The following is a 22,576-nucleotide window of genomic DNA, read 5'->3' as shown; positions in this document are numbered from 1 at the left end:
CGTCGGGCAGAATCGTCGCTCGTGAGCGAAGATCTCGCGCTGGCCCGGTCGGGCGACTCCGCGGCGTTCAGCCGGCTGGTCGCGCCGCTGCGCCCGGAGCTGCACGCCTACTGCTACCGCGTGCTCGGCTCCAGCCACGACGCGGACGACGCCCTGCAGGACGGGCTGCTGCGGGCGTGGCGCGGCATCGCGCGGTTCGAGGGCCGTAGCTCACTGCGCGCGTGGCTCTACACCGTAGTCACCCGCACCTGCCTGGACACCGTTCGCGGGCGCCGGGTGCTGCCGATGGACCTCGACGACGACGCTGAAGTTGCGTGGCTGGGCCCGTACCCCACCTCGCCGTCCGACAGTTACGAGCAGCGCGAGTCGGTGGAACTGGCGTTCGTCGCCGCGCTGCAGCACCTGCCGCCGAACCAGCGCGCGGCCCTGGTGTTGTTCGAGGTGCTGGGTTTCTCCGCCGCCGAGATCGCGTCCGTCATGGACACCTCCACGACGTCGGTCAACTCGGCGATCGCCCGTGCCCGCAAGGTGATCGCTGCCAAGGTGCCCTCGGTGTCGCAGCAGCAGACGTTGCGCAAGATCGACGACGCCCGGCTGCGGGAGGTGGTGTCCGGGTACGCCTCCGCGCTGGAACGCGGGGACGCCTCCGCGCTCATGGCCCTGCTGGCGTCGGACGTGACGTGGTCGATGCCGCCGTTGCCGGAGTGGTACTCCGGGCTGGACGCCGCGATGGACTTCGCGGTGCGCGTGCCCCTGACGTCGTGCGGGGCGTGGCGGCATCGGTTCGTCTCGGCCAACGGGCAGCCCGCGGTGGCCGCCTATCTGCGGCGGGACGGGGCCGAGGAGTACCTGGCCTGGTCGATCAACGTGCTGACCCTGCGGGACGACCGGATCTGCGAGATCACGTCGTTCATCGGCGAGGAGCACTTCACCCTGCTGGGGCTGCCGGGGGCGCTCTAGCGAACGTTGCGTTCAGGGGCATCTATGTCCCCGAACGTCACGTTCGCTAGCCGGGGATTCAGATCCCCTATGTCCACCGATCGTTGGATTGCTCAACTGTTGAACAATCTTACCCTTGGATTGTTGAACAATCCGGCGTGGAGGTGGCGCGATGACGGACCTGGTCTGGTACGTGAGCTACGGGTCGAACATGCACGCGGAGAGGTTCGCCTGCTACCTGGCGGGCGGCACCCCGGACGGCGCCAACCGCTGCTATCCGGGATGCCGCGACACCCAGGCGCCGAGGCGGACGGAGGGCGTCGAGGTGGACGGCGGGGTCTACTTCGCCACCGAGTCCCCGGTGTGGTTCGGCGGACGTGCCTTCTTCGACCGCGACCTGCCGGGCACCGCCTACATGCGCGCGTACCTGATCACCAGCCGGCAGTTCTCGGACGTCTGCGAACAGGAGATGTACCGGGAACCGGGCGCGGACCTCGACCTGAGCGAGGTGCTGGCGACCGGCCGGGCCAGGCTCGGCGACGGCCGGTACGAGACGCTGCTCCACCTCGGCACCCGCGACGGCCACCCGATGCTGACCTTCACGGCACCGTCGAGGTTCGAGCCGCTCGTCCCGCCGTCGAAGCCGTACCTGCGGATGCTGGGCCTGGGCCTGATGGACGCCCACGGCTGGAGCAGGCGGCGGGCCGCGGAGTACCTGAGCGGCCTCCACGGCGTCACTCATGAGCGCGATGAGATCGAGTCAGTCCTCGACGACGTACCCGTCGTACGGCCGGCATCCGCGCGACCGGCGCAGGTCGGTGGCGACGAAAGTCCGTTGCAGCCAACGGTCCCGCCCGTCGTAGCGCGGGGTGAACTCGCTGCGCCCGTGCACGGTCACGCGGTTGTCGACGATGGCCAGGTCGCCGGGGACGAGGCGCACGGTCCGCACGGCGAGGGTCAGGTGTTCCTGTAGCGACGCCAGGGCGGACGCCGCCCGCGCGGTGAGCGGTGCGGTCGCGGAGAGGTCGACCCGCAGGTCGGGGTCGTCCCAGGAACCCGTCAGCACCGGGTGCGGCGCCGTGGAGTCGCCGCCGCCGAACGACGGGGGCGGGTCGGTGCGGAACTCGGCGCTGAACAGCACTTCCTTGGTGTCGCACGGAAGTGAGACCTCGCGGATGCACGCGGTGCGCAGCTCTGCCTGGCGGTCGTGGTCGGGGCGCAGGCACAGCAGCGCGACGTAGTCCGGGCGGTACGGGTGGAAGGCGTTCTCGGTGTGGAAGGACAGCATGACCGAGCCGGCGTTGCCCTGGAAGTTCTCCTTGCCCGGCACGGGAACCACGTCCTGCACGAGCGCGCCGGACTTCTCCCGCCGGTACGCGATCGGGTCGCCGAGACCGCACGCGAGCAGCATGAGCACGGCCGCCGGGGTGGTGGCGACGCGCTGGACCGAGCCGTCGACGGTCGGTGTGCGGGGCAGTGCTGTCTCGTCGACGGGCAGCCCGCGCAGCAGCAACGCGCCGCGCGGGCCGGAGTGCCTGCGGAAGCGGCGCACCGCCCGGCGCAGGGACGACGGCAGGTCGTCCCACGCCTCGCGGGCGGTGTCCACCCACGCGGCCGAGTCGATGGTGCCCGCGCACAGTTCGTGGGCGACCTTCTCGACGGAGATCGCGTCGGTGAGGGTCAGGACCTCGTCGAAGGACGTCATCGTGAGCATGTCGCTCCTAAAAGGACGGCGCCGATGCGGGCGAGTGGTTCGGGGCGGGTCATGTGGTGGTGCGACGCGTCGATCGCGTGCGAGTGGATTTCGCCGGTGACGTGGTGGCGCCAGGCGTCCGAACGCGTGGATCCCCTGGCGGTGAACAGCTGGATGTCGCCGTCGAACAGGCCGGGGGTGTGGTGCTGGGCGAGCCGGCTGCTCCGCTGGTACGTGGCGACGAACGCGGCGACGTCGGATTCCTCGACCTCCCAGGGGAATCCGCCATGTTCGCGCAGCAAAGCCGTTGCCGTGGTGACGTCCGTGGCGGCGGGTACGCCGACCGCTTCCAGCAGGGCCTCCAGCACACCCTCGGGTGGAGTCTCCTCGAACGGCCCGTCGTGCGGATACGAGTCGAGCAGCGCCACCAGCGCCACCTCCTTGCCGCGGCGCTGCAGCTCGACGGCGATGCCGTGGGCCAGCAGGCCACCGTACGACCAGCCCAGCAGCTGGTACGGGCCGGTGGGCTGGATCCGCTGGATGTGGTGGAGGTACATGAGTACGTCGTCCTCGACGCTCGACGGAACCGCGGCGGGATCGGACAACCCGGCGGCCTGCAGGCCGTAGACGGGCTGGTCGAGATCGAGGTGCCGGAGCAGACCGGCGTAGCTCCAGCTCATCCCGCCCGCCGGGGGCAGGCAGAACAGCGGCGGGCGGTTGCCCTGCACCCGCAGCGGCTGGACGACGGCGAGCGCGTCGTCCCGGCCGCCCGTGCCCAGGAACCCGACCAGCCCGGCGACGGTCGGCGTGGCGAAGAGCGACCTGATCGACACCTCGGTGCCGAGCTCGTCGCGGATGCGGCTGAGCAGGCCCATGGCGAGCAGGGAATGCCCGCCCAGGTCGAAGAAGTCGTCGTCGATGGTGACCGACGGCCGTCCCAGCGTCTCCGCGAACAACCGGCACAGCTCGTGCTCCTGCGGCGTGCGGGGCTCCCGGCCGGTGGACGCGTACTCCGGCGCGGGCAGCGCGCGACGATCGAGCTTTCCGTTCGGGGTCAACGGGAACGCGTCCAGCGAGACGATCGCGGCGGGCACCATGTGGCCCGGCAACGAGGCGGCCAGGCGCTCCCGCAGCCCTTCGGTCTCGCCGACCACGTACGCGACGAGCCGGTCGTCGCGCACGATCACCGCGGCCTGTCCCGGGATCGCCGCCTCGATCTCACCCGGTTCGATCCGGAAGCCGCGGATCTTGACCTGGTCGTCGGCGCGGCCGACGAAATGCAGCTGTCCGGCAGTGTCCCACCGCGCCAGGTCACCGGTGCGGTACATCCGGCCCGGTTCGAACGGGCACGCCACGAACCGTTGCGCGGTCAGGCCCGGCCGCGCGAGATAGCCCCGTGCGAGCTGGGCGCCCGACACGTACAGCTCGCCGGTCACACCGGGTGGCAGCAGCCGCAATGCCGAGTCCAGCACGTACACGCCGGTGTTCGCCAGCGGCCGGCCGATCGGGGGCGGCACTGCCTCCGTCAGCGGCGCGCTGATCGTCGCGCACACGGTCGTCTCGGTGGGGCCGTAGGCGTTGAACAACGTGCGGCCCTGCGACCACTTGCCCACCAGCTCAGCGGAACTCGCCTCGCCCGCGACGACCAGCGTGGTGACCGACGGCAGGTCGTCCGGGGACATCACGGCCAGCGCGGCCGGCGGGAGCGTCGCGTGCGTGATCTCCTGGCGCGCGGCCAGTTCCGCCAGCGGAGCGCCCGGTAGCACCTGGTCCGCAGGGGCGACGACGAGGGTCGCACCGGTCAGCAACGTCATGGCCAGTTCCCAGATCGACGCGTCGAAGCTCGCCGACGCGAACCGCAGCACGCGGCTGTCCGGCCGGACACCCAGCGTCGTGGCCTGCGCCCGCGCGAGGTTCGTCAGGCCGGCATGCGACACCACGACACCCTTGGGCCGGCCGGTGGATCCGGACGTGTAGATCACGTATGCCGGATGTGACGGGCACAGGGTGGTCACCGGAGGAGCGACCGGCCCGGAGAGCTCCGGCAGCTCGGTCAGCAACACCCGCGGCGCCGCGTCCTGCAGCAGGAAGTCGATGCGTTCCCGCGGGTAGTCCGGGTCGATCGGCAGGTAGGCGGCGCCGGCGAACGCGATCGCCAGCTGGGCGACGACGGCGTCGGCCGACCGCGGCAGCATGACGGCGACGATCCGCTCCGGACCCGCACCCCGCGCGATCAGCCAGTGCGCCAACCGGTTCGCCCGGTCATACAGGTCCTGATAGGACAGTCGGGCGTTGCCGCAGATCACCGCGGTCGCGTCCGGGGTGCGGGCGACCTGGGCCCGGAACAACGCCGGGAGCGTGGCAGGCGGCCCGGCGCACACCGGTCCGCGGCCGTGGGCGAGCAGGCTCTGCCGTTCATCGGTAGTGAGGACGTCGATGTGGCCGATGGGCCGGTCCGGGTGCGCGGTCACCGCGGTGAGCACGCGGACGAGCCGGTCGAGAATCGACCGCGCGGTGCCCTGGTCGAACAGGTCGGTGCGGTACTGCAGGTCCAGCGACGTGCCGTCGAGGGTGAAGGTCAGGTCGAACTTGGTGGTGTCCAGCCGCACCGGCTCGCAGGACCCGACCTCGACACCGGGCAGGTCCAGCGCGCCGTCGGCGTAGTTCTGCACCACCAGCATGACCTGGAACAGCGGATGTCTGGCCAGCGAACGCCTCGGGTTGAGCAGCTCCACCAGCCGGTCGAACGGCAGGTCCTGGTTGGCGTGCGCGGAAAGATGCGTCTCCCGCACCCCGGCGAGCAGGTCGCGGAACGCCGGGTCGCCCGCGGTGTTCGTGCGCAGCACCAGGGTGTTGACGAAGAACCCGACCAGGTCGTCGAGCGTCGAGTCGGTGCGCCCGGCGACCGGGCTGCCGATCGGGATGTCCGTCCCCGCGCCCAGCCGCGTCAACAGGGTGGCCAGCGCCGCGTGCATGATCATGAACTCGGTGGTGCCGGTGCCGCGGGCGAGCGCGGCCAGCTTCTTGCGCAGCTCCTGGGGAAGCTCGGTGGTGACCGTCGCGCCGTGATGGGTGGCGACGGCCGGTCGTGGCCGGTCGGTGGGCAGCGCCAGCTCGTCCGGGAGGTCGGCGAGCTGGGCCCGCCAGTACTGGATCTGCTGCGACAGCAGGCTTTCCGGGTCGTTCTCGTCACCGAGGACGTCGCGTTGCCACAGGCTGTAGTCCGCGTACTGGACGGGCAGCGACTCCCACTCGGGGGCGGTGCCGCCGAGCCGGGCGGTGTAGGCCTGGGACAGGTCGCGGGCCAGCGGTGCGAGCGACCAGCCGTCACCCGCGATGTGGTGCACCAGCAGCAGGAGCGCGAACTCGTCGTCGCCCAGCGCGAACAACGTCGCCCGGATCGGCAGCTCCTCGGCGAGGTCGAACCCTGCCGCGGCGATCTTGGCCACGACGCGGTCCAGCTCGTGGCTCGAAACGTCCATAGTGGACAGGACTGGACTGGCGGGCACGACGAGCTGGTACGGCCGGCCGTCCTCTTCCCGGTACAGCGTGCGCAGGCTCTCGTGCCGCCCCACCACGTCGGCCAGCGCGGCCTGCAGCGCGTCCGCGTCGATCGGCCCGGACAGCCGCAGGAAGATCGGCATGTTGTACGTGGACTCGTTGGTCTCGAACCGCTTGAGGAACCACAGGCGTTGCTGGGCGAACGACAGCGGAACCCGTTCGGGCCGCTCGACCGGCACCAGCGTCGGCCGGGCGATCGTGGTCTCGTCCAGCAGCGCGAAGAGCCGGCTGACCGTCGGGTGCTCGAACACCGCGCGGATGGGCAGTTCGGCCTGCATCACCGTGCGGATGCGGCTCACCAGCTTGGTCGCGATCAGCGAATGACCGCCCAGGGCGAAGAAGTCGTCGTCGATCCCGACCTCGTCCAACCCCAGCGCCTCGGCGAACAGCTGCGCCAGGATCTGTTCCCGCGGCGAGCGCGGCGCGCGGCCGCTGACCGTGACGCCCGGCGCGGGCAGGGCGTCCTTGTCCAGCTTCGCGTTGCGCGTCAACGGCAGCTCGTCCAGCTCGACGAACGCCGACGGCACCATGTACTCGGGTAGCCGGTCCGTCACAAAGTCCTTCAGCAGCAACGGATCCAACGCCTCGCCGAGCACGACGTAGGCGATCAGCCGGTCGTCGCGCACGATCACGACGGCCTGTGCGACCGCAGGGTGCGCCGCCAGCGTCGCCTCGATCTCGCCGAGCTCCACGCGGTAGCCACGGATCTTGACCTGGTGGTCGACGCGGCCCGCGAACTCCAGCTCGCCGGACACGGTCCACCGCGCCAGGTCACCCGTGCGGTACATGCGTTCACCCGGACCGCCGAACGGGTTGGCGACGAACCGCTCCGCCGTGAGACCGGGCCGGTTCAGGTAGCCGCGGGCGAGCTGGTGTCCCGCGATGTACAGCTCGCCGGTCACGCCGGCGGGCCGCGGGGTGAGCCGGTCGCCCAGCACGAACATGTCGGTGTTCCAGATCGGCAGCCCCAGCGGCAGCACGGACCGCGGGATCTCCGCACCCGGCTCGATCCGGAACTCGCTGCACCCCACGGTGGTCTCGGTGGGCCCGTACTCGTTGACCACCGCGACCGCGGGGTGCAGGCGCCGCCACGCGTCGAGCTGGTCGCCGGGCAGCGGTTCGCCGCCGAGGACGAGCTGACCGGTCGGCGAGCACCGCTCGGGCAACGCGGTCAGCAGCGGCAGGTGGCTGGGCGTCGCCTTGATGAAGCTGTACGCCCCTTCGGCCAGCTCGCCGAGGTGCACGGTGCCGCCGGAGATGAGCGGCGCGTACAGCCCGGTCACGGTGAGGTCGAACGACACCGGGGAGTGCACGAGCGCGCTGTCGCGGACGCCGGGGTACGCCTCCAGGCACCACGCCAGGTAGTTGACGACGTTGTGGTGGGACACCACGACGCCCTTCGGGCGGCCGGTCGACCCGGACGTGTAGATCACGTACGCGGCGGTGTGCGAAGAGAACTCGACGGCTGGGTTCGTGTCCGGACCTCCGGCGCCGGCAACGGAATCCAGCACGAGAACCGGTTGTGCGTCGGCGAGCGTGAACGCGATCCGGTCGGCCGGGTGGTCGGCCTCGATCGGCAGGTACGCCGCGCCCGCCTTGAGCACTGCCAGGCACGCCACGACCAGATCGGCCGACCGCGGCAACCGCAGCGCGACCAGCTGGTCCGGGCCGACACCACGGCCGATCAGGTGGTGCGCCAACCGGTTCGCCCGCCGGTTCAGGTCCTGATAGGACAGTTGGGTATCACCCACGATCAGCGCGATGGCGTCCGGAGTCCGTTCGACCTGTGCCTCGAACAACGCGGGCAGCGTCGAGTCCGGTACCGCGCGGACCGGTCCGCGCGACGCCGCGAGCAGCCGGTCCCGCTCACCGGGCGCGAACAGCTCGACGCCGCGGGCGCTGCGCTCGGGATCGGCGACGAAGGCCGCCAGGACGGCCAGCAGCCGGTGCGCGTGCGCGGTGACGGTCTCGTGGTCGAGCAGCGTGGGCTGGTACCCGAGCTTCAGCCCCAGCCGCTTGTCCGGCATGACGGTGAGGTTGAGCGGGTAGTGGTTGGAGTCGAACCCGTGCGCGTCGGTGACATGGATCCCGGTGATCGCCTCCTCGAGCGCCTCGCTGTCGAGCGGGTAGTTCTCGAACACCATCGTGGTGTCGAACAGCTCGGTCAGGCCGGTGATCCGATGCAGCCGCGCGAGCGGGAAGTGGTGGTGCGGCAGCAGTTCGGACTGCTCCTCCTGCACCCGTCGGAGCAGGGCGGCCACCGAGTCGCCGGGCCGGATCCGCATCCGGACCGGCAGCGTGTTGATGAACAGGCCAAGCATCGTCTCGGCGCCCGCGAGCTGCGCGGGACGCCCGCTCACGGTCGCGCCGAAGACCACGTCGTCGCGCCCGGTGAGGCTCGCGAGCAGCAGACCCCATGCGCACTGCAGAACGGTGTTGAGCGTGACGCCGAGCTTGCGGGCCAGCGCGGTCAGCGCGTCGGTGAGTTCCTCGGACGCCTCGACGATCACCCGTTGCCCGGCGACCGGCACGAGACCCGGCGCGGTGCGGGTGATCCGGGTGGGTTCCTCGAGGCCCGCCAACGACCTCGTCCACGCCGCGCGCGCCAGCTCGTGGTCCTGCCCGGCGAGCCACACCAGGTAGTCGCGGTACGGCGTGACCGCGGGCAGGCTGTTCTTCCGGCCGTACAACGTGAACAGCTCGGTCAACAGCACCGGCATGGACCAGCCGTCGAGCAGGATGTGATGCGCGCTCAACAGGAACCGGTGCCGGTCGGGCGCGAGCCGGACCAGCGTGCCGCGCAGCAGCGGCGGCTCGGAGAGGTCGAGCCGCTGGGTACGGGTCTCCCGCACCACACGCTCCCACTCCGAGTCCGGCTGCCCGGTGAGGTCGATCTCCCGCCACGGCAACGCGACGTGCTCGGCGACGACCTGAACCGGGTCGCCGGCCTCGGTCTGCTCGAACGACACCCGCAGGTTCGCGTGCCGGTCCAGCAACCCCTGCCCGGCGGCCCGCAGCGCGGCCGCGTCCAGCGGTCCTTCGAGCTCAAGAACCATGTGCAGCAGGTAGACGTCCGGCGAGTCCTGGTCGTAGAGGCTGTGGAAGAGCAGGCCCTCCTGCAGCGGCGCGAGCGGCAGCACGTCCGCCATGCCGTGCGGTGAGGTCTCGAACCGGTCGATGTCGCGCTGGGTCACCGCGGTCAGCGGGAAGTCGCTCGGCGTGTGCCCGCCGCCCGGCTGCTCCGCGAGCAGTTCGAGCGCGCGGAACCACCGCTCGGCCAGGTCCCGCGCGGCCGCCTCGGTGAGCACCTCGCCCGCCCAGGTCCAGGTCGCGGACAGCTCACCGTCCACAGTGGAGGCGTTGACCGCGATCACGTGCGGCAGCGGCATCCGCTCGTCGGCGCCATCGGCCAGCACGTCGTCCTCGTCGGCGATGTCCCAGCCGGACATCGAGGAGCCGACCCGGCCGAGGTAGTTGAACCCGATCTGCGGCCGTGGCTGTGCGGCCAGCACCTCGGCCGTGTCCGGGTTGAGGTAGCGCAGCATTCCGTAGCCGATCCCGTTGTCCGGCAACGCCCGGAGCTGTTCCTTGACGTGCTTGAGCACGTTCCCCGGTGCCGTGGCCACGTCCAGCCGCACGGGATAGACGCTGGTGAACCAGCCGACCGTGCGGGACAGGTCGGCACCGGTGCCGATGTCCTCGCGGCCGTGGCCCTCGACCTCCAGCAGCACGTCCGTGGTGCGCCGCCACCCGGCGACCGCCAGCGCCAGTGCGGCGATCAGGACGTCGGTGACGCGGGCGTGGCACGCGGCGGGGACGGTCGTGAGCAGCGGGGTGGTGACCGCGGCGGGCAGGGTGAGCGTCAGGCGCCGCGCGGTGGCCGCCACATCGACCGCCGGGTCGAGCGGCCGGGCGATGAGCGGCGCGTCCTCGTGTTGCCACACCTGGAGTTCCGCGCCGCGCTTGGCGGCCACGGCGACCTGCTGCGCGACCCACGTCCGGAACGACGTGCCGACCGGTTCGAGCTCGGGCACCGCTCCGGCCGCGAGGGCGTCGTGCGCGGCCAGCAGGTCCGGCAGCAGGATCCGCCAGGACACGCCGTCGACCGCGAAGTGGTGCGCGCACAGCAGCAACCGGCCCGGATGCTCGGGCCCGGCGTCGACCCACAGCGCCCGAATCATGGCTCCACCGGCCGGATCCAGAGCCTTCTTGGTCTCTTCGGCGAGCTCCCGATCAAGCCTGGGGACACGCCGGAGCACGTCTTCCGCGCGGACTGCGCCGCGCGGCAACACTTCCAGCCCGTCCTCGGTCGTCCTGGATCGCAGGATGTCGTGGTGGTCGAGCACGGCCTGCAGTGCGCCGACCAGGTGTTCCTTGCGGATACCGGGCGGGACGACGAGCAGCACCGACTGGTGGAAGTGGTCGGCGGGACCGCCGATGTCGGCCAGCCATCGCATGATCGGCGTGGCGGGCACCGGGCCGATGGGATCGTCCCGCTCGACGAGCACCTCCTGCTCGCGGACCCTGGCGAGCGCGGCCGGGGTCTGGTACGCGAACACGTCCCGTGGTGTGAAGTGCACCCCCGCCTTGCGGGCCCGGCTGACGAGCTGGATCGCCAGGATGCTGTCGCCGCCCAGCGCGAAGAAGCCGTCGCGCGGGGAGACCGCGGGCAGCCCGAGCACGTCGGCGAACAGGCGGCACACCAGCTCCTCGCGTGGAGTTCGCGGCGCCTCGGCGACGATCTCGAACTCCGGTGCGGGCAGCGCGCGCTGGTCCAGCTTTCCGTTGGGGGACAACGGGAAGTCGTCCAGCACGACGATCGCCGACGGCACCAGGTGGACGGGCAGCCGGGCCGCGGCGAAGTCCCGCAGCTCGGTGGGCGCACACGGTTTCGAGGTGACGACGTAGCCGACCAGCCGCCGGTCGCCTGGCCGGTCCTCGCGCACGACCACGGCCGCCCGCTGGACGTGGTCGTGGCCGATGAGGGCGGCCTCGACCTCACCAGGTTCGATGCGGAACCCGCGGATCTTGACCTGGTCGTCGGCGCGGCCCAGGTACTCGAGATCACCGGACGCGTTCCACCGCACGACATCGCCGGTCCGGTACATGCGACCGCGTTCGAACGGGCACGCCACGAACCGTTCCGCGGTCAGCGCCGGCCGGTGCAGATACCCGCGCGCCAGCCCGGAACCCGCGATGTACAGCTCGCCCGGCACGCCGCGCGGCACGAGTTGGAGGTCGCCGTCGAGTACGTAGGTGCGCTTGCCGGGCAGCGGCCCGCCGATCGGCGGCGCGTGGGTGACCGCGTCTTCGCCGTACCACGCGGTGGCGGTCATGCAGGCCTCGGTCGGGCCGTAGGCGTTGGTGATCCTGGTGGCGCCCACCGCGGTCCGGATCATCCGAGCGGTCGGCAGCGTCAGGCCTTCGCCGCCGAAGACCACGTCGTCGGCGGCGATGGTGACCCCGCCGTGCGCCAGCACCCGCGACCACGCCGATGGCAGTGCCAGGATCATGCTGCCCCGCCACCGCCCGCCGGGCAGCTCGGTCAGCGCCAGCAGGTCGCGCACCAGCTCGACCGTGCCGCCGCACGCCAGCGGCGCGAACAGCTCGAACACCGACGGGTCGAAGTTCAGCGACGCCGTTGCGAGAACCTTGCGCAGCCGGTCGGGGCCGAAGTCCTCGACCGCCCACCGCAGCAGGTCCACCACGCTGTCGTGCGTGATCACCACGCCCTTGGGCCGGCCGGTCGAGCCGGAGGTGTAGATGGCGTAGGCGGCGTGTGCGGGCGTCAGCGGGCTGATCCGGTCGGCATCCGTCACGTCGGAGTCGGAATACTCGCCGGTCTCGGCGAGCGCGGTGAGCACGTGCGCTGGAGCGGCGTCGGCGAGCATGTAGTCGATCCGCTCCGCTGGATACTCCGGGTCCAGCGGCAGGTAGGCGCTGCCCGACTTGAGCACGGCGAGCAGCGCGACCAGCAGCTCGGCCGTGCGCGGCAGGCTCACCGCCACGAGCCGGTCCGGTCCCGCGCCGTGCGCGATCAACCACCGCGCCAGCCGGTTCGCCCGCGCGTTGAGCTCCGCATAGGACAGTTCGGCGGCGCCGCACCGCACGGCGACCGCGTGCGGGGTGCGAGCGGCCTGCGCCTCCAGCAGTGCGGGCAGCGTGACGCCCAGCGGGGCGAGCGGACGGCCTGCGGACCAGGTGAGCAGCCCCGCGCGTTCGGCCGGGGTGAGCAGCTCGACGGCACCGAAGGGCACGTCGGGATCCGCGGCGACGGTGTCGAGCAGCCGGACGAGCCGGTCGGCGATCGACCGGACGGTGTCCTGGTCGAACAGGTCGGTGCGGTACTGGACGTCGAGTGCCGTGCCCTCCAGCCGGAACATCAGGTCGAACGGGGTGGTGTTCGCCGGGAGCAGCGGCGCGCCGACGTCCAGGCCGGGCAGCTCCAGCTCCGGCCGCGCGAAGTTCTGCACGACCAGCATGACCTGGAACAGCGGGTGCCTGGTCTGCGAGCGGGCCGGGTTGAGGACGTCGACGAGCCGTTCGAACGGCAGGTCCTGGTGCGCGTATGCGGCCAGGTCGATCTCGCGCACCCTGGTGAGCAGTTCGCGGAACGTGGGGTTGCCCTGAGTGTTGGTGCGCAGCACCAGGGTGTTGACGAAGAAGCCGACGAGGTCGTCGAGCGCTTCGTCGGTGCGCCCGGCGATCGGGGTGCCCAATGGGATGTCGGTGCCCGCACCGAGCCGGGTCAGCAGGGCCGACACCGCGGCCTGCACGACCATGAACACGGTCGTGCCGGTGTCTCGGGCCAGCTCGGCGAGCTTCGCGTGCACCTCGACGGTGACGGTCGCGCTCTCGTTGCTGGCTTCGGCGGGCCGCGGGCGGTCGGTGGGCAGCGCGAGCTCGTCGGGGAGGTCGGCGAGCTGGGCGCGCCAGTACCGGATCTGCTGGGACAGCAGGCTTTCCGGGTCGTTCTCGGTGCCGAGGACCTCGCGTTGCCACAGGGTGTAGTCGGCGTACTGGACGGGCAGGGGAGCCCAGTCGGGTGCGGTGCCGTCCCGTCGCGCGGTGTAGGCGTGCGCGAGATCGCGGGCCAGTGGTGCGAGGGACCAGCCGTCGCCCGCGATGTGGTGGACCAGGAGCAGCAGTGCGTGCTCGGCCGGGCCGGTCGCGAACAGGGTGGCCCGGATCGGCAGTTCCGCCGCGAGGTCGAACCCGGTGTTCGCCGCTTCAGCCGCGTCCTTCGCCAGGTCAATGGTGTCCACAAAGGACAGTCGCGGAACGTCGTCGACGATCAGCTGATACGGCTTGCCGTCGACATCGGGGAACAGCGTGCGCAGGCTTTCGTGCCGTCGCACGACGTCGGCGAGCGCCTCCTGTAGTGCGTCGCGGTCGAGTTCGCCGGACAGCCGCACGAACAGCGGCATGTTGTAGGTGGCGTCGTTGTCGAGGCGGTTGAGGAACCACAGGCGTTGCTGCGCGTAGGACAACGGTAGGCGCTCGGGCCGGTTCGCCGGGACCAGCGCCGGGCGAGCGGTGTCCAGGACCAGCTTGGCGAGCCCCTCGACCGTGGGCCGCTCGAAGACCGCGCGCAGCGGCACCTCGACCTTCAGCGTGGTGCGGATCCGGCTGACCAGCCTGGTCGCGAGCAGCGAATGCCCGCCGAGGTCGAAGAAGTCGTCGTCGACGCCGACGTGGTCGATCCCGAGCACTTCGGCGAACAACCGGCAGAGGATCTGCTCCCGTGGCGTGCGAGGTCCCCGGCCGCGCGCGGTGTACTCCGGGTCGGGCAGCGCCTTGCGGTCGAGCTTTCCGTTGCGCGTCAACGGCAGCGCGTCGAGGCGCACGAACGCGGCGGGCACCATGTGGCTCGGCAACCGGTCGGCCAGCCGTTGCCGCAAGCCCTCGGTCTCGCCGACGACGTATGCGATGAGCCGGTCGTCGCGGACGATGACCGCGGCGTGGCCGGGGATCGCCGCCTCGATCTCGCCGAGCTCGACGCGGAAGCCGCGGATCTTGACCTGGTCGTCGGCGCGGCCGACGAACTCGAGCTGTCCGTCGTGGTTCCACCGGGCGAGGTCGCCGGTGCGGTACATCCTGCTTTCACTGAACGGGCACGCCACGAACCGTTGCGCGGTCAGGCCCGGCTGGTTGAGGTAGCCGCGGGCCAGCGCGGCGCCCGCGAGGTAGAGCTCGCCGGTCACCCCGGCCGGGGCGAGGTTCAGCGCCTCGTCCAGCACGTAGACCGCCGTGTTGGGGAACGGCGTGCCGATCGGCACCGGACCTGGCGCCACGACGTCCGGCACGGTGTACTGCGTGACGTTGACGGTCGCCTCGGTCGGGCCGTAGGCGTTGATCACGGTGACGCCGGGGTGCTGTGCGCGCCACTCGGTGAGAGCCTCGCCGCGCAGCTGTTCGCCGCCGAGGATCAGCAGGTCGGTGGGGGAGCGGTACGCGGTCAGCAGCGGCAGGTGGCTCGGGGTGGCCTTGAGGAACGCGATCTCCTCGCCGGCGTCGTCGATCTTGCCCAGTTCCACGCAGCCGCCCGTGGTGAGCGTGGTGTACAGGCCGGTGACCGTGAGGTCGAACGTGATCGGCGAGTGCACGAGCGTGCGGCCCGTCGCCGCGGGATAGGCGTCCGCGCACCACGTGAGGTAGTCGACGACGCTGCGGTGTTCGACCACGACGCCCTTGGGCCGGCCCGTGGACCCACTCGTATAGATCACATACGCCGGGGTCGACGGGTCGATGTGGGTCTTTAGTTCGGAGGCGTCCTGCTCGTCGGTGTCCGCGCTGGTCAGCACGCACACCGGTGCCGCGTCGGCGAGGGTGTACTCGATCCGCTCGGCCGGGGCGTCCGGGTCGATCGGCAGGTACGCGGCACCCGTCTTGAGCACGGCGAGGCAGGCGACGACGGCGTCGGCCGAGTTGGACATGAGTAGCGCGACAAGGCGTTCGGGTCCCGCGCCCTTGGCGACGAGCGACCTTGCCAGGCGGTTGGCCCGCGCGTTCAGGTCCTGATAGGACAGACTTTCCTGGTTGTGCACCAGCGCGATCGCGTCCGGGGTGCGGGCGACCTGGGCTTCGAACAGGTCGACGACCGTTGCGGCGGGCACGGGCCGCTGCGGCCCGCGGGACCGGGCCAGTGTGTCCGTCCGCTCGTCGGCGGTGAGGAGATCCACGCCGAAGATCCGCGCGTCGGGGTCGGCCGTGGCGGCGTCGAGCAGCCGGACCAGCCGCGCGAGCAGGCTCTCGACCATGTCGTGGTCGAACAGGTCGGTGCGGTACTCGATCCAGCCCTCGCCGTCCCGCAGGGTGATCGACAGGTCGAACTTGGCCGCGTCGACCACCTTGCCCTCGGCCGTGACGTCCAGTCCCGGCAGGTTCGGGATGCCGTCGGCGGTGTTGTCCATGGTCAGCATGACCTGGAACAGCGGGTGCCGGGACGGCGTGCGCGGCGGGTTGAGGATCTCGACGAGCCGTTCGAAGGGCAGGTCCTGGTGGGCGTGGGCGTCGAGGGTGGTGTCGCGGACTCGGGCGAGCAGTTCGCGGAACGTGGGGTTGCCGCTAGTGTCGGTGCGCAGGACCAGGGTGTTGACGAAGCAGCCGATGAGGTCGTCGAGTGCTTCGTCGGTGCGCCCGGCGATCGGCGTGCCGAGCGGGATGTCCGTGCCCGCGCCGTGCCGCGTGAGCAGGGTGGCGACCGCGGCCTGCACGATCATGAACACCGTGGTGCCCGTGGTGCGCGCCAACGCCTCGATCCGCCCGTACCGCTGTGCGCCCAGGTCGATCGGGATCAGGGCGCCGCGGCTGCCGGGGTGCGCTGGTCGTGGCCGGGACGGCAGGTTGAGCTCGTCAGGGAGATCGGCGAGCTGCTCGCGCCAGTAGCGGACCTGTTGTGCCGCAACGCTGTCCGGGTCGTGCTCGTCGCCGAGCACGCCGCGTTGCCACAGGGCGTAGTCCGCGTACTGGACGGGCAGCGGGGTCCAGGCCGGGGCGGTGCCCGCGAGCCGGGCGGTGTAGGCGGCCGACAGGTCTTCGGCCAGGGGAGCGACTGACCAGCCGTCGCCCGCGATGTGATGCACCACCAGGAGCAGTGCGTGCTCGGTCGGACTCGTGGTCGTCAGGGCGAAGCGGATCGGCGGTTCCGTTGCGAGATCGAACCGTTTGGTGACGATCTCGTCGAGATCGTCTACAAGGGACAGTTGCACGATATCGGTGCCGATCAGCTGGTACGGCGTGCCGTCGACGTCCGGGTAGCGGGTGCGCAGCGTCTCGTGACGTGCCACGACGTCGTTGAGCGCGGCTTCGAGCGCGGCGACGTGCAGTTCGCCGGACAGCCGCAGTACCAGCGCCATGTTGTAGGCGGCGTCGTCGCCGAGGCGGTTGAGGAACCACAGGCGTTGCTGCGCGGACGACAGCGGGATTCGCTCGGGCCGCTCGGCCGGGGTGAGCGCGGGCCGGGCCGGGGTGTCGTCCAGTGCCGCCGCCAGCCCGCGGACCGTCGGGGTGTCGAAGATGGCCCGGACGGACACCTCGGCGTGCAGCGTCGTCCGGATCCGGCTGACCAGCCTGGTGGCGAGCAGGGAGTGGCCGCCCAGGTCGAAGAAGCCGTCGTCGATGCCGACCCGCTCGACGTTCAGGACCTCGGAGAACACTTGGCAGAGGACCTGTTCCCGCGGCGTGCGTGGCGCCTGGCCTTCGGTGGTGAACTCGGGTTCGGGTAGTGCGGCACGGTCGAGTTTCCCGTTGCGGGTCAACGGCAACGCGTCGAGTTCGACGATCGCGGCGGGAACCATGTGGCTCGGCAGGGTGGCGGCCAGGTGTTCGCGCAGTCCGCTGGTGTCACCGACGACGTAGGCGATGAGCCGGTCGTTCCTGACGATGACCGCGGCCTGGCCGGGGATCGCCGCCTCGATCTCGCCGAGCTCGACGCGGTAACCGCGGATCTTGACCTGGTCGTCGGTGCGGCCGAGGTACTCGAGGTGGCCCCGGTCGTTCCAGCGCACCAAGTCGCCGGTGCGGTACATGCGGCCGTTGCCGAACGGGTTCGCCGGGAACCGTTGTGCGGTCAGGCCCGGTCGGTTCAGGTAGCCGCGGGCGAGCTGCGCGCCGGTGAGGTACAGCTCGCCGGGCACGCCCGGCGGGACGTGGCGCAGGTTGTCGTCCAGGACGTGGACCGTTGTGTTGCGCAGCGGCCGGCCGATGACCGGCTGCACGCTGTCTCGCAACGCCAGCGCCACCGTGTCGACGGTGGCCTCGGTGGGGCCGTAGTAGTTGTAGCTGATCGTCTCGGGGTGTTCGCGCAGCTCACGCCACAGTGCGGCGCCGACGGCCTCGCCGCCGAGCATCAGGACCTTCAGCGGGCTGTCCAGGAGTCCCACCGACAGGAGCTGTTCGGCGTAGGACGCGGGGACGTCAAGAACGCCGATGTCGTTGGCGCGCACATAGTCGACGACTGCCTGCGCGTCCCGCCGCACCTCGTCGGTGAGGACGTGCAGCGGATGGCCGGCGAACATCCACAGCAGGCCCTCCCACGACGTGTCGAACGAGAACGACGCGGTGAGGGCGAAGGGAATGTCGTCTGGGGTGACGAGCGTGTTGTGGTGGTTGTGCAGCAGGTTGATGACGCCGCGGTGCTCGACGACGACGCCCTTGGGGCGGCCGGTGGAGCCCGAGGTGTAGATGACGTACGCCGCGCTCGACGGGTCGATCACGACGTCCGGGTTGGTCGCCGGATATGGCGTGAGGTCGCCGATCTCGGTCAGCACGTGGGCCGGGGCCGCGTCGCGCAGGAGGAAGTCGATCCGGTCGGCAGGGAGGTCGGTGTCCACCGGGAGGTAGGCGGCGCCGGTCTTGAGCACGGCCAGCAGCGCCACCACCTGGTCGGCCGAGCGGTCGAGCCGCAGCGCCACGACCTGTTCCGGGCCCGCCCCCTGCTCGATCAGCCGGTGGGCCAGCCGGTTGGCCCGCTCGTTCAGGTCCTGATAGGACAGTCGGGTGTCCGCGCAGACGACCGCTTCCGCATGCGGGGTGCGGGCGGCCTGGAGCTCGAAGAGCTGCGGCAGGGTGGTGGACGGCAGGTCGTGCCTGGGGCCGCTGGAGTTGTCGCTGACTTGCTGACGTTCGCCGTCGGTGAGGATGTCGGCGTGGCCGATCGGCAGGTCCGGGTTCGCGGTCACGACGTCGAGCAGCCGGACGAGGCGGTCGAGGATCGACCGCGTGGTGTCGTGGTCGAACAGGTCCGTGCGGTACTGGACGGTGCAGGCCGGGCCGTCGACGGTGATCGAGAGGTCGAACGGCGTCGTGCCCAGGTCGACCGGGACGACGGTGGCGTCGAGTCCCGGCAGGGCGATGTTCGCGTCACCGTCGTTCTCGACCGCGAGCATGACCTGGAACAGCGGGTGCCTGGCGAGCGACCGCGGCGGGTTGAGGATCTCCACCAGGCGTTCGAACGGCAGGTCCTGGTGGGCGTGGGCGTTGAGGATGGTGTCGCGGACTCGGTTGAGGAGTTCGCGGAACGTGGGGTTGCCCGCGGTGCTGGTGCGGATCACGAGGGTGTTGACGAAGAAGCCGACGAGGTCGTCGAGCGCTTCGTCGGTGCGGCCGGCGATCGGGCTGCCGAGCGGTATGTCGGTGCCCGCTCCCAGCCGCGTCAGCAGTGCCGACACGGCCGCGTGCATGATCATGAACCGGGTGGTGCCGGTGTCGTGGGCCAGCTTGGCGAGTTTGGCGTCATCCAGGTCGACCGTGATCGCCGCGCCCTGGTTGTTGGTCTCCGCGGGGCGTGGCCGGGCCGGCAGGGCGATCTCGTCGGGCAGGTCGGCCAGCTGTTCCCGCCAGTAGCGGATCTGCTGGGCCGCAACGCTGTCCGGATCTTCCTCGGCACCCAGCAGCTCGTGCTGCCAGAGGGTGTAGTCGGCGTACTGGACGGGCAGCGGGGTCCAGTCCGGGGACATACCCGCGAGTCGTGCCTGGTAGGCCTCGGAGAGGTCGCGGGCCAGCGGTGCCAGTGACCAGCCGTCGCCCGCGATGTGGTGCACGAGAAGGAGCAGCGCGTGCTCGGTCGGGCTGGTAGACGACAACGAGGCCCGGATCGGTAGTTCGTTCGCGAGATCGAACCCCTTGGCAGCGGCCTCTTCCACGCTGTCCATTTCGGACAGAACGGGATAGTCGTCGGTGACGATCTGGTGGGGCCGGCCGTCGATCTCCGGGTACCGGGTACGCAGTGCCTCGTGCCGCCGCACGACGTCCTTGAGTGCGGCCTGCAGCGCCTCGCGGTCGAGCTCGCCGGACAGCCGCAAGAGCAGCGGCATGTGGTAGGTGGCGTTGTCCTCGAACCGGTTGAGGAACCACAGCCGTCGTTGGGCGAACGACAGTTCCAGGCGCTCCGGCCGTTGGCGCGCGGTCAACGCCGGGCGCGCGGTGCCGGTGTTGCCGAGTAAACCGGTGAGGGCACGGACGGTGGGTGCCTCGAAGACGAACCGGATCGGTACCTCGACGCCGAGGACCGTGCGGATGCGGCTGACGAGCCTGGTGGCGAGCAGGGAGTGGCCGCCAAGGTCGAAGAAGCCGTCGTCGACGCCGACCTGGTCGAGGCCGAGGACTTCGGCGAACAGCTCGCAGAGGACCTGTTCCTGCGGGGTGCGTGGCGCTTGGCTTTGCGCGATGTACTCGGGATCCGGCAATGCTGATCGGTCGAGCTTTCCGTTGCGGGTCAACGGCAGTGCGTCGAGTTCGACGATAGCGGCGGGCACCATGTGGCTAGGCAGGGTGGCGGCCAGGTGCTCCCGCAGTCCGCTGGTGTCGCCTACGACGTAGGCAATGAGCCGGTCGTTCCTGACGACGACCGCCGCCTGGCCGGGGATCGCCGCCTCGATCTCACCGAGCTCGATCCGGAAGCCACGCACCTTGACCTGGTCGTCGGTGCGGCCGAGGTACTCCAGCTGGTCATTGTCGTTCCACCGGGCGAGGTCGCCGGTGCGGTACATCCTGCCGTTTCCGAACGGGCACGCCACGAACCGTTGTGCGGTCAGGCCCGGCCGGTTCAGGTAACCGCGAGCTAGCTGCGGGCCTGCGATGTACAGCTCACCGGCGACACCGCGCGGCACCGGCCGCAGGCCGCGGTCCAGCACGTGGGTGGTGAGGTTCGGCAGCGGCCGCCCGATGGCCGGCTGCTCGCTGTCGTGCACCGGGATCGACGTCGCGTCGATGGTGGTCTCGGTGGGCCCGTAGTAGTTGTGGGCGGTGATGCCGTGGTCGCGCAGCCGGTTCCACAGGTTCGCGGGCACCGGCTCGCCGCCGAGCATGAGCACCGAGGGTGCGCGCCCGTCCAGCAGCCCGGCGGCGACCAGTTGGTCGGCGTAGCTCGGCGTGACGTCCAGGAAGTCGATGCCGTGTTCGCGCACGTAGTCCACGACCGCGCGCGGATCGCGGCGAACGTCGTCGGTCGGCACGTGCAGCGGATGTCCGGCGATCATCCACAGCAGACCGTCCAGCGAGGTGTCGAACGAGAAGCTCGCGGTGACCGCGACCGGTCCGACGTGTGGCCCGAAGAGCTGCTCTTGGTGGGCGTGGAAGAGCGCGGTGAGCGCCCGGTGCGGGACCACGACACCCTTCGGTGTGCCGGTCGACCCCGAGGTGTAGATGACGTAGGCCGGGTTCTCCGGTGCCGGCCCGCGAACTTCTCCGGGTTGAAGGGTTTCCGGCAGTTCGGTGAGCGTGACCACTGGGTCGGTGTCGCCCAGCAGGAACGCGATGCGGTCGGCGGGCAGGTCTGGGTCGATCGGCACGTAGGCGGCGCCGGTCTTGAAAACGGCGAGCATCGCGACGACGAAGTCCGCGTCGCGGGGCAGCATCAGCGCGACCACGCGTTCGGGTCCGGCGCCCAGCGCGGCCAGGTGTCGTGCGAGCGCGTCCGCCTGGTCGTTCAGGTCCTGATAGGACAGTTGGGCGTCTCCGCACACGAGCGCGAGAGCGTGAGGGGTGCGCGCAACCTGCGCCTCGAACAACTCGGGCACGGTGACTGCGGGAAGTTCTGACCTCGTGCCCTGCGCCCGTTCGAGGGCGTGCGTCTCCTCTTCCGCCGTGATGACGTCGACGCAGCCGATCGCGCGGTCCGGGTTCCGCGCCATGGAGTCGAGGACGGTGACGAAGCGGTGCAGGGTGGCGAGGTTGTCGTCGGGACTGTAGAGCGCCGGGTTGGCGTTGAAGTCGATGCGCAGCGAGCCGTCGGCGTTGTCGTACACCGAGATGCCGAGGTCCTCGACCGCGCTGTTGGACAGGTTGTGCACGGTCATCGTGCAGTTGCCCATGGGCAGGTCGTAGTCGAACGACATGATGTTGATGACGGGGCCGTACAGCCGTGCGCCGAGCGCACCGAGATCGCGTTGCACCCAGTCGTTGCGATACCGCTGGTGCTGCAACAGCTTCCGTGCCTGCCCGGCGGCGTGGGCGGCGAGCTCGCGCACGGTGGTCTCGGGCCGGGCGCGCAGCCGCAACGGCAGTTCGTTCGCCATCATGAGGATGGTGTCGCGCACCGCCGAGCCCTTGCGGGCCGGGACGGGCAGCCCGATCATCAGGTCCGTCTCGCCGGTGGCTCGGTGCAGCTGGACCCCGAGTGCGGCGATCAGCACCGCGGACAACCCCACCCGGCACTCACGGGCGAGTCGGCGCAGTGACGCCGCCGTCTCGGCCGCCAGGTGATGGGTGTGGCGGAGGAAGGTGTGTGACGCGGGGGCATGCCGTCCGGTGAACTCCGGCAGGTCGCGGAGCTCGTTGCGCCAGAACTCGCGGTCCTTTGTGTACTGTTCCGAGCTCTGGTAGGCGGCGTCGTCCTCCAGGACCCGCTGCAGGGACCCGGACTCGGTCGGCGGGTAGTCTGTGCCGTTCTCCAGCGCCGTGTAGATCTCCGTGATGCGACGGACGAGCAGCGCGCCGCCGAACCCGTCCGTGACCAGGTGGTGGGTGCGCAGGTAGAGCAACGTGCGACCGGCGTCGACCGGCAGGATGGCGAAGCTGATCAATGGCCCGCCGGCCAGGTCGAAGGTCTCGGTGAGCTGCTCGCGCATCCACGCGTGGGGTTCCTCGGTGTGGACGATCTCGGGAGCCCAGTCGTGGTCGCGCACGACGGTCTGCCACACCCCGTCGGCGTCCTCGGTGAACCGGCAGTGGCAGGAGTCGACCTCGAGCACCGTCCGGCGGACCGCCTCCCGCAGCAGCCCGATGTTCACCGGGCCGCGGATGTCCAGGTACTGCGCGTTGTCGTAGGTCGGGTTCGCCGGATCCAGCTGCTGGGCGAACCAGATACCGCGCTGTGCAGCGGAGAGGGGCAGCCGACGGTTGTCCACATCGGACATACGAGTCACCTTCTCGGTCGCACCG

3 protein-coding genes are annotated in these 22,576 nt (G+C 70.8%); 1 reads left to right on the top strand and 2 read right to left on the bottom strand.

Annotated elements, in window-relative coordinates:
* Positions 1–21 precede the first annotated feature (21 nt).
* Complete coding sequence (locus tag QSK35_RS06675; RefSeq protein WP_285743284.1) at positions 22–960, top strand: RNA polymerase subunit sigma-70; 939 nt, start codon at positions 22–24, stop codon at positions 958–960.
* Positions 961–1,699: 739 nt separating this feature from the next.
* Here QSK35_RS06675 and QSK35_RS06670 read toward each other — a convergent pair.
* Positions 1,700–2,653: a TauD/TfdA family dioxygenase gene (locus tag QSK35_RS06670; RefSeq protein ID WP_285743282.1), complete on the bottom strand. Its 954-nt coding sequence runs from the start codon at positions 2,651–2,653 to the stop codon at positions 1,700–1,702.
* On the bottom strand, positions 2,641–22,551 hold the full coding sequence (locus QSK35_RS06665; RefSeq protein WP_285743281.1) for a non-ribosomal peptide synthase/polyketide synthase: 19,911 nt from the start codon (positions 22,549–22,551) through the stop codon (positions 2,641–2,643). Before QSK35_RS06665 ends, QSK35_RS06670 begins: the two co-directional genes overlap by 13 nt.
* Positions 22,552–22,576: the final 25 nt, after the last annotated feature.

It is taken from the genome of Lentzea sp. NBRC 105346 (assembly GCF_030269605.1).
Classification (GTDB): Bacteria; Actinomycetota; Actinomycetes; order Mycobacteriales; family Pseudonocardiaceae; genus Lentzea.
The sequence above is the reverse complement of the archived record's forward strand: the minus strand, read 5'-3'. Positions and strand labels throughout refer to the sequence as shown.